Annotated in this window: 13 protein-coding genes and 1 pseudogene; 9 read left to right on the forward strand and 5 right to left on the reverse strand. The window is 64.8% G+C overall.

Features of this window, described 5'->3' with window-relative positions; genetic code table 11:
- Positions 1 to 525: XRE family transcriptional regulator (locus VMJ11_RS31505; protein WP_325624869.1), on the reverse strand; the 525-nt coding region annotated here is incomplete at its 3' end.
- A 216-nt stretch (positions 526 to 741) separates the two neighbouring features.
- On the opposite strand from VMJ11_RS31505, the gene VMJ11_RS31510 reads away from it, so the two are divergent.
- The 3 genes from VMJ11_RS31510 to VMJ11_RS31520 are packed head-to-tail and all read left to right on the forward strand — an operon-like array spanning position 742 to position 3969.
- Positions 742 to 2142, forward strand: coding sequence for an LLM class flavin-dependent oxidoreductase (locus VMJ11_RS31510; RefSeq protein WP_325624871.1), 1401 nt, complete (start codon positions 742 to 744; stop codon positions 2140 to 2142).
- A 40-nt stretch (positions 2143 to 2182) separates the two neighbouring features.
- The gene (locus VMJ11_RS31515) at positions 2183 to 2686 is read left to right on the forward strand and encodes a flavin reductase (protein ID WP_325624872.1); all 504 of its coding nucleotides are present in this window, start codon (positions 2183 to 2185) and stop codon (positions 2684 to 2686) included.
- A 53-nt stretch (positions 2687 to 2739) separates the two neighbouring features.
- On the forward strand, positions 2740 to 3969 hold the full coding sequence (locus tag VMJ11_RS31520) for an MFS transporter (protein WP_325624874.1): 1230 nt from the start codon (positions 2740 to 2742) through the stop codon (positions 3967 to 3969).
- A gap of 30 nt (positions 3970 to 3999) precedes the next feature.
- Here VMJ11_RS31520 and VMJ11_RS31525 read toward each other — a convergent pair whose 3' ends face one another.
- Together VMJ11_RS31525 and VMJ11_RS31530 are read right to left on the reverse strand one after the other, a co-directional pair.
- A complete protein-coding gene (locus VMJ11_RS31525; RefSeq protein ID WP_325624876.1) occupies positions 4000 to 4479 on the reverse strand; it encodes a hypothetical protein in 480 nt (159 codons plus the stop codon).
- 192 nt (positions 4480 to 4671) lie between these two features.
- Positions 4672 to 4914: pseudogene (locus tag VMJ11_RS31530) on the reverse strand (FimD/PapC C-terminal domain-containing protein); the annotation flags it as partial.
- A 292-nt stretch (positions 4915 to 5206) separates the two neighbouring features.
- Here VMJ11_RS31530 and VMJ11_RS31535 point away from each other — a divergent pair.
- Complete coding sequence (locus tag VMJ11_RS31535; protein ID WP_325624878.1) at positions 5207 to 5866, forward strand: glutathione S-transferase family protein; 660 nt, start codon at positions 5207 to 5209, stop codon at positions 5864 to 5866.
- A gap of 110 nt (positions 5867 to 5976) precedes the next feature.
- On the opposite strand, the gene VMJ11_RS31540 is transcribed toward VMJ11_RS31535, so the two are convergent.
- On the reverse strand, positions 5977 to 6612 hold the full coding sequence (locus tag VMJ11_RS31540; RefSeq protein ID WP_325624879.1) for a CGNR zinc finger domain-containing protein: 636 nt from the start codon (positions 6610 to 6612) through the stop codon (positions 5977 to 5979).
- 205 nt (positions 6613 to 6817) lie between these two features.
- On the opposite strand from VMJ11_RS31540, the gene VMJ11_RS31545 reads away from it, so the two are divergent.
- From VMJ11_RS31545 to VMJ11_RS31555, 3 genes are all read left to right on the forward strand, one after another.
- On the forward strand, positions 6818 to 7669 hold the full coding sequence (locus VMJ11_RS31545) for an alpha/beta hydrolase (RefSeq protein ID WP_325624880.1): 852 nt from the start codon (positions 6818 to 6820) through the stop codon (positions 7667 to 7669).
- Positions 7670 to 7704: 35 nt separating this feature from the next.
- Positions 7705 to 8475: an SDR family oxidoreductase gene (locus tag VMJ11_RS31550; protein WP_325624882.1), complete on the forward strand. Its 771-nt coding sequence runs from the start codon at positions 7705 to 7707 to the stop codon at positions 8473 to 8475.
- Positions 8476 to 8602: 127 nt separating this feature from the next.
- Positions 8603 to 9274 carry a peroxiredoxin-like family protein gene (locus VMJ11_RS31555; RefSeq protein ID WP_325624883.1) on the forward strand — a complete coding sequence of 224 codons (672 nt, stop codon included), beginning with the start codon at positions 8603 to 8605 and terminating at the stop codon, positions 9272 to 9274.
- Positions 9275 to 9292: 18 nt separating this feature from the next.
- Here VMJ11_RS31555 and VMJ11_RS31560 read toward each other — a convergent pair whose 3' ends face one another.
- Positions 9293 to 10213, reverse strand: a complete 921-nt coding sequence (locus tag VMJ11_RS31560) for a LysR family transcriptional regulator (protein ID WP_325624885.1) — start codon at positions 10211 to 10213, stop codon at positions 9293 to 9295.
- A 426-nt stretch (positions 10214 to 10639) separates the two neighbouring features.
- Here VMJ11_RS31560 and VMJ11_RS31565 point away from each other — a divergent pair, with 426 nt between their 5' ends.
- Together VMJ11_RS31565 and VMJ11_RS31570 are read left to right on the forward strand one after the other, a co-directional pair.
- The gene (locus VMJ11_RS31565) at positions 10640 to 11113 is read left to right on the forward strand and encodes a YMGG-like glycine zipper-containing protein (protein ID WP_325624886.1); all 474 of its coding nucleotides are present in this window, start codon (positions 10640 to 10642) and stop codon (positions 11111 to 11113) included.
- A 338-nt stretch (positions 11114 to 11451) separates the two neighbouring features.
- A partial coding sequence (locus tag VMJ11_RS31570; protein ID WP_325624887.1) for a hypothetical protein occupies positions 11452 to 11942 on the forward strand: 491 nt, incomplete at its 3' end.

Below are 11942 nucleotides of genomic sequence, written 5' to 3' on the forward strand. Positions count from 1 at the left end.
GCCCGGGTTGAAGAACGTGCAGGGCGCGGGCGGCCCCAGTTGCAGACAGTCGCCGGCTGCGAGCGTGTGAACCTGTTCGCCTTCTTCGAAAACCAGCGTGCCGCTGCGTACCCAGATCTGCTGATGCTGGAACGTGAAAGCCGAAGCCGGATACGAGACCCGAACGCCGGCGGGCAACGCGATCTCGACCAGTTCGAGCATGCCGCCGTTGCGCGGCGAGACGGCCCGGCGCGTGTAGCCGGTTTCGGGGTCTTGCCAGACCTGTTGATCGGCCGCGCGGGCGAGGCGCTCGCCGGTCTGCTCGGCGAGCGCGAGCAGCATGGAAAGCTGCAGGCCGAACGCGCCCGAGAGCCGCCCGAGCACGGTGGCCGTGGGACTCGCTTCGCCGCGCTCGATCTTGCTGATCATGGCCTTCGAAACGCCCGAGCGCTCCGCCATTTCCGAAAGCGACCAGCCTCGCGATTCGCGCTCGATGCGCACGCGCGTGGAGATGGCGGTGGTGGGGTCCGTGAGCGGTCGGTTCATGCCTGGTCGGTGGGCAATCTGGGTAGGTGGGAGGCTGTCGATTATACGAGGCCGCCTGCGGTGTATCGCATGGCAGCATGCGCGCACCTTCGCGTGGCCTCGCGTTTACCCGGATCAAATCGCGGTTTCATTAGTATCCAGTCGTCCACTATAGTAGATGTCGCAAACGGAGGAACCCGAAACTTCTCGCACCGAGTGCGCCGCCCAGGAGCCGACATGCCACGTGAAATCCGTCTGAACGCCTTCGACATGAACTGCGTGGGCCACATCCAGCAAGGCTTGTGGACGCATCCACGCGACCAGTCGAGCCGCTACACGGAGCTGCAGTACTGGACGGACTACGCGAAGAAACTCGAGCGTGGGCTCTTCGACGGCATTTTTTTCGCCGATGTGGTGGGCGTCTACGACGTCTACGGCGGCAATGCCGACGCCGCGCTGCGCGGCGCGGTGCAGGTGCCGGTGAACGACCCCACGCTCGTCATTCCGGCCATGGCTGCGGTCACGCAGCATCTGGGCTTTGGCGTGACGGCCAATCTCATCTACGAACAGCCGTTCCTGTTTGCGCGGCGCATGTCCACGCTCGACCATCTCACGGGTGGGCGCATTGGCTGGAACATCGTGACGGGCTATCTCGACAGCGCGGCGCGCGCGATCGGCATCGACGGCCAGACTGCGCATGACGACCGCTACGATCTCGCCGACGAATACATGGAACTCGTCTACAAGCTCTGGGAAGGCAGCTGGGACGACGATGCCGTGCGCAACGACCGCGCTGGCGGCATTTATGCGGACCCCGCGCGCGTACGCATGATTCATCATCGCGGCCCGCAATACAAGGTGGATGCGATGCATCTGTGCGCGCCCTCGCCGCAGCGCACGCCGGTGCTGTATCAGGCAGGGTCGTCCTCGCGTGGCCGGCGTTTTGCCGCGACCCACGCCGAGTGCGTGTTCATCAACGGCCAGAAGATGGAAGGCGTGAAGGAGATTGTCGGGGACATTCGCGCTCAGGCCGTGCAACTCGGGCGCGAGGCCGGCGACGTGAAGGTTTTTCTCGGCGCGACGCTGATCGTCGGACGCACCGAAAGCGAAGCGCGTGCGAAATTCGAGGAGTATCGCCGCTACGTAAGTTCAGAAGCGGCGCTCGCGCACGCGGCCGGGTCGCTTGGCATCGACTTCGCGCGCTACGACCTCGACGAACCCATCGACACGGGCAAGAGCCAGGCCATCGTTTCGAACGTCGAAGCGATGACGCGCAGCGCCGGCCCGCAATGGACGCGCCGCAAGATGCTCGAGCAGATGGTGCTCGGCAGCCGGCAGGCGCCGTGGGTGGGCTCGGCCGCGCAGCTTGCCGAGACCATGATCGAGTGGAGCGAAAAGGCCGGAGTGGACGGCTTCAATCTTTCGCGCACGGTGGTGCCGGAGTGCTTCGACGACGTGATCGAACTGCTGGTGCCTGAGCTGCAGGAGCGGGGTGCCTACAAGCGCGCGTATCGCGAGGGCACCTTGCGCGAGAAACTGTCTGGCGGCGCGCGCCTGCCGGCTTCGCACGTGGGCGCCGGATATCGTGGCACAAGCGGTGGCGCACACGCTGGCGCACACGCGAACGGCGCGCTCTGATATTCCCGCTACGAGGAGACCGCGGCAAGCGGACAAGAACATGGTGGACAAATCACTCTTTCGCGATGCCATGGCGGGCCTCGGGGCCGCCGTGAACATCATCACCACCGACGGCGACGCGGGGCGCGCGGGCTGCACCGCTTCGGCCGTGTGCGGCGTGACGGACGAGCCGCCCACGCTGCTCGTCTGCATCAATCGGGCTAGCCGCAACAACGCGATCATGCGTGAGAACGGCCGGTTGTGCGTGAACGTGGTGGCCGCCGACCAGCGCGAGGTGGCCACGCACTTCGCCACCAAGGACATGGACATCGAAGAACGCTTCGCGAGCGCCGACTGGTACCAGCTCGAAACGGGCGCACCGGCGCTGCGCGGGGCAGTGAGTTCGTTCGATTGCCACATTACGCGGGCGACCGAAGTCGGCACGCACACGGTGTTCTTCTGCGAGATCAAGGCGGCGCGCATGGTGGGCGGGCGCGACGGCCTGATCTGGTTCGGCCGGGCGTTTCATCGCGTGCTCGCGCAAGCGCACGCCGCGGCGGCCTGAGCGTGGCGCGCACGTCGCCTTTTGCCACGGCAAGCGCCAGAGCAACCGACGAAATGATGCCACCCGAGCCCGAAACCGCGCAACGCGGCAAGGCCGCTTCGCTCGCGTTGCTGCTGCTCGCGCAGGTCGCGGCGATGGGCGTCTGGTTCTCGTCGAGCACGGTGGTGGCCGTCATCAAGCAGACCCACGCCATTGCCGCGTTCGACGAGGCGTTGCTCACGAGCGCCGTGCAGTTCGGCTTCGTGGCCGGCACGGTGACCTCGGCGCTGCTCTCGCTGCCCGACCGCTACGATCTGCGCAGGCTGCTCGCAGGTTCCGCGCTCGTGGCCGCTGTCGCCACGGCGGCGCTCGCGTTTTTGCCGCCCGTTGGCGGCGTGGTCGTCGCGCTGCGCTTCATCACCGGCATGTCCATGGCGGGCGTCTATCCCGTTGGCATGCGGCTCGCGGCCACATGGGCGCAGGGCGATCTCGGCCTGCTCGTTGGCCTGCTCGTGGGCGCGCTCACGCTAGGGTCGGCCAGCCCGCATCTGCTGGCGGCCACGGGCGGCCTCGACTGGCGCACGATCTACGGCGTTGCCGCGGCTTGCGCGGCATGCGCGGCCGTGCTGATCGGTTTTGCCGGCATCGGCCCGAACATACGGCGGGCGGCGCGCATCGACATGACGAAGGTCACGCAGGCATGGCGCAAGCCCGCGCTGCGTCTCGCCAATCTCGGCTACCTCGGGCACATGTGGGAGCTCTACGCTATGTGGGCGTGGCTCGCGCTGTTCCTCCAGGAAACGCTGGCGGCCCGCGGCGTGGCCAACGCCCGCACGCGCGCGGAATGGATGACCTTTGCCGTCATCGGGATTGGTGCGGCGGGCGCGTGGCTTGGGGGCGCGCTCGCGGATCGCGTGGGCCGCACGGCCGTCACGGTTGGCGCGATGGCAACGAGCGCCACGTGCGCGGCGTTGATGGGCTGGCTCGCCAGCGCGCCCCTCGTCGTGATGGGTGTCGTTGCGCTCGTGTGGGGGCTCTCTGTGATCGCCGATTCGGCTCAGTTCTCGGCGAGCGTAGCCGAGTTGGCCGATCCGGCCTCGGTCGGCACGCTACTCACCGCGCAGACCTGCGCGGGCTTTCTGCTCACGCTGGTCAGCATCCATCTCGTGCCCTACGTGGTGGCGTGGCTCGGCTGGCGGGGCGGCTTCGGCATGCTGGCCGTGGGGCCCGCGCTCGGCTGCATCGCGATGTTGCGGTTGAGGCGTCATCCCGATGCGCTGCGGCTTGCGGGTGGGAGGCGATGAAGCCGCAACCGCCTTCGCACTGCTAACGATCTATCTGTGCCGTCGCACTCGCTGCCGTGCAGTCGGGTGACGATGCCCTGTGGCCGTGGCCGTCAACGGGATGAGTTGCATCAACCTCGCCAGTGTCAGATTGTAGGTTCCGGCCGGCTGGCTGGTGAAGTTGGCACTTGCGAGCGAGGGGTTCAGGGGGCCGCCGCCAATATCGGCGACATCGGGAATCGTATTGGGAATGGTAGTGGTGTTGCCTGTGCCCGTGGTGTTCATCCACATGGATGAATTGCTGGTGTCGGTTCCGAGCGTGAACCGGACATTGATGTTGGGTGACAGCGCCTGGAGAAACCCCGCCGAGCCGCGAGGCGTCGGGTCGGTCTGATTGGCGACGATCTTTATCCGCAGATCGCCGGCCTTGCGGCATTGCATGATGATGACCGAAGGATTATCCAGTCCCGATGATGGCGCGTTCCACGCTTGCGTGGCGATGGTGGCGCCGACCGCCGCCGCATAGGGCACGGCCACATTCGACCCGAAGTCACCACGTTGACCACGTTGACCACGTTGACCGTGTTGACCGACCCCGACAGACCGCGCGGCCTGCAATCGGCGTCGGCTGCATGGGCAATGGATGCTTTGCCCATCAACAGCGCGGGAAAAAACAGTGCAGTGGCAACGTATTTCAGTAGTCTGTCAATCATGCTGTTCATATCATTCCCCTTTGATGCTCATGCAGGTCCCGGTGACATGGGTCATGACACGCGCTGCGTCAGCGTTCTGGTTCTGTTTCGGCAATGCATAGGGATACGAGCATTGCTGCGCATCCGACTTGCCCCACTTGATGGTCCACGTTCCCGCGTCGTGTGCGCTGCGAACGAAAGCGCGGCTGCCTTGACCAAAAACGCCGATCGAGGCGTTGTTTTCGTCGTACACGTCGGCACCTGGAGGAATCGGGCTGTGTGTCGCTCTTGGGACGTGTTTGAAGGCTGGTTCGAGATTTCCTCAACCCTAACGCGCAGCAGTGGCAAGCCGGGCTGTGAAATAACAGCACTGCGCGCGATGCCACTCACCGCATCCGGTGCGGTTAGCCACCGGTGGCCGTACGCCACAGCGCTTCGTTATAGTGCTGCGCCCGGCCGGATAGTGTGTGGCAAGCCGACGCTTGCAATCCCCACACAACGGGTGCATGGTTCAACGACTTGCCAACCGTCGACAACCATGCCTGCCCGGATCAGGGGGTCCCACGATGTCGCTTGCGCTTTATGGCCATCCGTTCTCCTCGTACACGCAGAAGGTGCTCATCGCGCTCTACGAGAACAACACGCCGTTCGAATTCCGCATCCTCGGGCCGGATATGCCCGAGCACTCGGCGCAGTGGCTGCAGCGCTGGCCGCTGCGCAAGTTTCCGCTGCTCGTGGATGGCGAGCGCAACGTCGCCGAAACAAGCATCATCATCGAGTACCTGCAACTCGCGCATTCCTGGCCGGTGCGCCTGCTGCCTGCCGATCCCATGGCGGCGCTGGACGTGCGCTTTCTCGACCGCTTCTTCGATTTGCATGTCATGACGCCCGTGCAGCGCGCAGTGGATGGCGCGCTGACCGGCGACCCGGCGAAGCGCGAGGAAGGGCTGGACTTTGCCAGGAACAAGCTCGAACTCGCCTACGCGTGGCTCGATCGCCAGCTTGCAGGCAGAACCTGGGCGGCGGGCGAGGACTTCACGCTGGCAGACTGCGCGGCGGCGCCTTCCCTGTTCTATGCCGACTGGACGCATCGGATTGCGGCGACGTATCCGGTGTTGCGCACCTATCGCGAACGGCTGCTCGCCCGGCCGTCGTTTGCGCGTGCCGTGGAGGAGGCGCGGCCGTTTCGACCGCTGTTTCCGCTTGGCGCGCCGGATCGCGATTGAAGACAAGCCCGCAGTATGCAAAGGACTGCAGAGCATTAGCTAAAAGCGCGAAACCTCGAGCGAAGCGAGCTTCGCTTTGACGCAGGCAACGTATTTCGTGGGCAAACGCATTATGACCCGCTCTCGCGCTCCTTGAGCCTCTTGCGATGTGCGGCAACCTTGGCGCGATTGCCGCAGATCGCCATGCTGCACCAGCGGCGCGCGTGGCCGCGCGTGTGGTCGGCGAACAACAGCGTGCATCGCGGACCTTCGCACGCTTTCACTTGCGTGAAGTCTTCCTCGCAAACGAGCTTCGCCAGCGCTTCGGCAATCGGCATCAATAGCGATTCCGGCGACTTCCACCGTCGAGTCACGTGGTATTCGAAGGCCGGTCCACCGTCGGCATCTCCCTCGACGACTTCTCCGTATCGATCGTCGCGCGCGAGCAACCGATTGAGCGGATCGAGTTCGAGCAGATCCGCGCTCGCCAGCGGCCGGCCCTTCCTGTCGCGCACGAACCCTCTGAACCATTCGCGCAGTTCACGCGCCCGTGTCGCAACCGCGTCGAGCTCGGCCGCAGGGAATTGCGAGCGCATCGCGGCCAGCGTCGGTGCGCTCACCATGTCGGCCTGCTCCAGCCAGGACAGCAGGCCTTCGCCGTCGCCAATCCAGTCGACCGGCACATCCACCGGCGTCGCGATCGAGTTCAGGAAGTCGAGCCCGGGAGCATCGGCTACGAATATCGCGGGAATCGGGCGGTAGTCCATTTCTTGTGACGAATCGCTAACTAAACGGTTTTCAGTGTAACCATCAAAATCCCTCTTGACAAGTTACGGATCTACTTTGTAACCTGTAAAAAATGAATTGACAGGTTACAAAAAGTCGTTCAATCGATTTCATCGCGCCACGCCCCGCCACGCCGCGCGGTGTGATGCAAACCCCCGTTCATGAGTGCCCCTCTGGAGAAACCCAATGACTGCCATCGCCTACCGCCGTGCCGACGTAGACGGTTTCAACGTCTTCTACCGTGAAGCCGGCCAGCGCGGCGCACCGAAGCTGCTGTTGCTGCACGGCTTTCCGAGCGCCGGCCACATGTTCCGCGACCTCATTCCGAAGCTGGCGGAGCGCTTCCATATCGTCGCGCCGGACCTGCCGGGCTTCGGCCAGTCGGACCTGCCGGATCGCGCGCAATTCGCGTACACGTTCGAGAACATTGCGAAGGTGATCGCGCGCTTTACGGAACGGATCGGCTTCGATCGGTTCGCCGTGTATGTCTTCGACTACGGTGCACCCACGGGCTTGCGTCTCGCGCTCGCGCACCCCGAGCGGATCACGGCAATCATTTCGCAAAACGGCAACGCCTATGAAGAGGGGTTGAGCGACGGCTGGAATCCGATTCGCGCTTACTGGCAGGATGATTCGCCGGCCAATCGGGAAGCGCTGCGCGCGCTGCTCGCGCGTGAGACGACGGTCTGGCAATACACGCACGGCGTGCCTGATGCACAGGCCGTGTCGCCCGACGGCTATTCGCTCGACGACTACTACATGCAGCGCCCTGGCGCGCATGAGATTCAGCTGGATCTGTTCCGCGACTATCGAAGCAATGTCGCGCTGTATCCTGAGTTTCAGGCGTATTTCCGCACGCATCGGCCGCCGTTTCTCGCCGTGTGGGGCAAGAACGATCCTTTCTTCCTGCCCGCGGGCGCGCACGCGTTCAAGCGTGACCTGCCCGACGCAGTGGTGCGTTTCTTCGACACCGGTCACTTCGCGCTGGAAACACACGCCGATGAGATCGCCACGGAGATCATCGAATTTCTCGGGTAAATGATTGGCAATACTGATTGAATGGGGGCGCGATTATGGCCAGCAAAGTCGCAATTGTAACGGGCGCGAGCCAGGGCATGGGTCGTTCGACTGCCGTGAGGTTGGCGCGGGACTTCGGCTCGATCGCCGTGGTGGCGCGCAACCGCGAGAACCTCGAACAAACCGCCGCCGATGTGAGAAAGGCGGGCGCCGAGGCGCTCGTGATCGACGTCGACCTCGCTGCGCCGCAGGCCGCGCGGCAAGTGGTCGAGCAGACGCTCGCGGCTTTCGGCCGTATCGACGCGTTGCTCAACATTGCCGGCGCGGTGCCGCAGATCGACCTGTTCGAGATGACCGACGAGCAGTGGGAGCGCGGCCTTGCGTTGAAACTGCACGGTGCGCGACGTTTGACCATCGAGGCTTGGCCGGCGCTGAAGGCGAGTTCGGGCGCGGTGGTGCTGATGTCGGGCAATTCCGCGCTGTTTCCAAAGGCCCCTTATGCGGCCGTAGGCACGATCAATGCGGCCATCGTCGCGCTCGCCAAGGCATTCTCGGACCGGGGCATCGCGGACGGCGTGCAGGTCAACAGTGTGCTGCCGGGTGCCGTGATGACGGGCCGCCGCCAGTCCTATCTGGAGCATTGGGCGCCGCTGCACGACATGAGCGTGGAAGAAGCGACGGCGAAATTCCCCGCCGAAGCCGGCATCGCACGGTACGGCACGCCAGAGGAGATAGCGGAACTGATGGCGTTTGTCGTATCGCCGGCCGCGCACTGGATGACGGGGACGACACTGAGGATGGACGGCGGCGAGGTCAAGTCGATCTGAAACGTGGGCCCGCAGTGGGCCATGCCTGCCGGGAATGACTGTTATCGACGAGACGTAGCTTTTGCGGGTGCGTCTCGTCGCGCATCATGGGCTCACCGTCAACCTGTGAGGTGCAAGGAGAACAGTCATGTCGCTGCAACAGAAACTCGATGCCTTCAAGGCCGATTTCAAGGCCGGCAAGCCGCCCTATAACGCGTCGCCCGAAATCCTTCCGATCATGGAGCGCGCCACCGCCGATCTGATCGCGAGCGGACAGGCGGCCCGCGCCATCAAGGCGGGCCAGCGTGCGCCCCAGTTCAGCCTGAAGGATCAGGACGGCCATATCGTTTCGTCATCCGAACGGTTGGGGCACGGGCCGCTCGTCGTCACGTTCTATCGCGGCGTCTGGTGCCCGTATTGCAACCTCGAGCTGCAAGCGCTGAACGAGGCATTGCCGCAATTGCGTGCACTCGGTGCGAGCATCGTGGCGATCTCGCCGCAAACGCCGGCGAACAGCCGCAAGGCGGTGCGCGAGAACGCGTTGGGCTTTGCGGTGCTGAGCGACCCGCGCGGCGAAACGAGCTCGGCATTCGGCTTGCGTTTCGCGCTGCCCGACGATCTGATCGAGGCGTACAAGCGCCTCAGGAACGATCTTGCGGCGTTCAACGACGACCCGTCCTGGACGCTGCCCATGCCGGCGCGCTATGTGATCGGTCGCGACGGTGTCGTGCTGTATTCGGAGGTCAATCCTGATTACACGCAGCGCCCCGAACCCGAGGAGATGTTCCCGGTTCTCGAAAAGGCGGCGGCGCGCGTGTAGTCGCCCGCAACGCGCGCTTCAGCGCTCGTGTGCAGCGGTCGCCACCACTGGGGCTGCCGTCCCCAGCACTTCCTCGACAAAGGCGACGAACGCGCGCGCTTTGGAGGTCACGAGCCGCCCAGCCGGGAATACGGCCCACAGGTCGACGGCCGGCAATTGCCAGCCGGTCAGCACGACCTGCACCGTGCCGTTTGCGAGTTCGGGCGAGAACATCCATTCCGAGGCGATGGCGAGGCCCATATTGCCGAGCACGCCAGTACGCATGCCTTCGGCTGCGCTCACGCGCACGCGCCCGGTGACCATGACGGCGACTTGCGTGCCGTTGCGGCTGAATGACCAGGATTCACCGCCGCCGCGCCGCGAATAGACGATCGCCTGGTGCCGGCTCAGTTCAGCGGGTGTTTGCGGCACGCCGGCCTGTGCGAAATACTGCGGCGTACCGACCACGAGGCGCCGGGTTTGCGAAATACGCCGTGCCGTCATCGTCGAGTCGTCGAGCGAGCCCATTCTCAGGGCGACGTCCACCCCCTCTTCTAGCAGATCGATCGAGCGATCGTCGAGGATGATGTCGAGCTGCAAATTGGGGTGGCGCTCGAGAAAGGTCTTGAGCGCGGGCAGCACGTGCAGGCGCGCGAACGTTACGGCCGCGCTGATGCGCAGCACTCCCGAGAGCCCGCCCGACGACTCGCGCACCACCTGCTCCGCCTGATCGGCCTCCTCGATCGAGAGCCGGGCGTGTTCGTAGAAGCGCTGGCCGGCGTCGGTGGGCGTGAGGCCGCGCGTGGAGCGCAGCAGCAGACGCGCGCCCAGGTGCGCCTCCAGTTGCGCGACGGATTTCGAAACGGCGGGTTGCCCGAGCTTCAGCCGCCGCGCGGCCGCCGAAAACGAGCCGGCCTCCACCACCGCGACAAACGTTTCCATGGCTGCCATCCGATCCATTCGAAACCGTCTCCTTGCGTGGTGTTTTACCCCGCCGGTTGCTTGCGCGTGCGAGTGAAGCGCCCATTTTGCCGGGTTTTCTCGCATGGGGTACGGTCACGAACCCCACTGCGCGAGGCTTGCCGCGAGTATCGCCTCCGACACCTCTCGGAGGGCCGGCGCAGTGGGCCCGTATAGCAGGGCATCACTGGGTTTGCAAACGTGCCGAATCGTCGGCAGCCTGCTGCGGGTGACGGTAGGACCATGGTCTCATTGTCCTGACCTGCTTACGTGTTACATGATTGAAAGGACAGGCGCACGGGAGGCCGCCAGGCGCGATTGCCATGCGCTCGGGCCTCATGCGGGGCTACGGCAGTCGTTGCTCGGCTCCCCGTCGATAGCATCGGGCAGGATCGGTGTGCGCCCCGGCGTGCAGAATGAGTTGATATGGATGCCTACATAATTGGCCGCGCCGGCGCAGCGTGCGCGGCCGCATTGCTGTTCGTGGCTGCCGTGGAGGCAACGCCCATCGCTTACCCGGCGAGGGGGCAGAGCGCACAGCAACAGCAGAAGGATCAATCGGCGTGCTATTCATGGGCGAAGTCCAACACCGGTATCGACCCGGCCACGGTTGCATCGACGTCGCCGCCCCCTTCGGGGCCGGCAGTCGGGGGCGGAGAGCGTGTCCAGGGCGCTGCGCGCGGCGCGGCGGGCGGTGCGGTGATCGGCGCCATCACGGGCGATGCCGGCAAGGGCGCGGCGATTGGCGCAGTGGGCGGGACGATGGTGGGCGGAGCACGCGCGCGTCGGAACCAGCAGGCTGCGCAGGCGAATAGCCAGGCGCAGACGCAGGGCGCAATCGACACGTTCAATCGCGCATTCTCCGCGTGCATGGAAGGGCGTGGCTACACGGTCAAGTAGTACCGCGCGTGCTCGAACCAGGATCGGACAGGAGGCTGGACGGCGACCCCTTCGAGGGACACGTGGTCTGTACGCAGCAGCATAAGACCAAGGTCTGATTTGTCCTTTTCGCTGCGTCTGACAGTATGGGGTTGCAAGCTGGGATTCGCACGTCGTGTTGCTGCTGCGCCGGGGCTGTCGCCCGTGCGAGCGTGGTGCTGGCGTGCGAGCAGCGAGGTTCGAGGCAAACGCAACGTTTCATTGGGCGTGGTGCCCGATGCCGCGTCACGCGGCGCCCGGCGGCGCAGATCGCGGCCGCCGCGAGACTGTGGGGCGTCGGTGTCCAAATGGAGGAAGCGATGTCGTACGTCAAGTGGGTTGTTTCAGCAGCAATCATCGCCGTGGCGCAGCTTGCCGCGGCCCAAGGGCAGATGTCCGCCAATGTGACGCGCGAGCCAGGAAAGGCCAGCGCTTCCGGCATGCACAAGGTGACAGCGACCGTCGACAAGATCGATCCCGATACGCGCACCGTCACCCTAAAGCGCCATGACGGCAAGATGGTCGACGTCGAGTTGGGGCCGGAGGTTAGAAACTTCGATCAACTGAAGGTTGGCGACGTCGTCACCATGACTTACAAGGAGGCCCTCACGCTGAGCCTGAAAAAGGGCGGCGGTGGCGAGACCTCGATGCAGGAGACGCCTTCGATGGAGCGCGCGGCAAGCGGCGCGAAGCCCGGCGGCATGGTGGGGCGCGAGGTCAAGGTCACGGCAAACGTGGTCGCCGTCGATCAAAAAACAAAAACGGTCACCTTGCAGGGCCCCGAAGGCGGGACCATGGACCTGAAGGTCGA

Source organism: Paraburkholderia sp. (genome assembly GCF_035501035.1).
Taxonomy (GTDB): domain Bacteria; phylum Pseudomonadota; class Gammaproteobacteria; order Burkholderiales; family Burkholderiaceae; genus Paraburkholderia.

Excerpts from the sequence above, each read along its gene's own strand:
- VMJ11_RS31550 (WP_325624882.1), top strand. The coding sequence starts at position 7,705 with ATGGCCAGCAAAGTCGCAATTGTAACGGGCGCGAGCCAGGGCATGGGT.
- VMJ11_RS31555 (WP_325624883.1), top strand. The coding sequence starts at position 8,603 with ATGTCGCTGCAACAGAAACTCGATGCCTTCAAGGCCGATTTCAAGGCC.
- VMJ11_RS31520 (WP_325624874.1), top strand. The coding sequence starts at position 2,740 with ATGATGCCACCCGAGCCCGAAACCGCGCAACGCGGCAAGGCCGCTTCG.
- VMJ11_RS31540 (WP_325624879.1), bottom strand. The coding sequence starts at position 6,612 with ATGGACTACCGCCCGATTCCCGCGATATTCGTAGCCGATGCTCCCGGG.
- VMJ11_RS31510 (WP_325624871.1), top strand. The coding sequence starts at position 742 with ATGCCACGTGAAATCCGTCTGAACGCCTTCGACATGAACTGCGTGGGC.
- VMJ11_RS31515 (WP_325624872.1), top strand. The coding sequence starts at position 2,183 with ATGGTGGACAAATCACTCTTTCGCGATGCCATGGCGGGCCTCGGGGCC.
- VMJ11_RS31535 (WP_325624878.1), top strand. The coding sequence starts at position 5,207 with ATGTCGCTTGCGCTTTATGGCCATCCGTTCTCCTCGTACACGCAGAAG.
- VMJ11_RS31545 (WP_325624880.1), top strand. The coding sequence starts at position 6,818 with ATGACTGCCATCGCCTACCGCCGTGCCGACGTAGACGGTTTCAACGTC.
- VMJ11_RS31565 (WP_325624886.1), top strand. The coding sequence starts at position 10,640 with ATGGATGCCTACATAATTGGCCGCGCCGGCGCAGCGTGCGCGGCCGCA.
- VMJ11_RS31560 (WP_325624885.1), bottom strand. The coding sequence starts at position 10,213 with ATGGATCGGATGGCAGCCATGGAAACGTTTGTCGCGGTGGTGGAGGCC.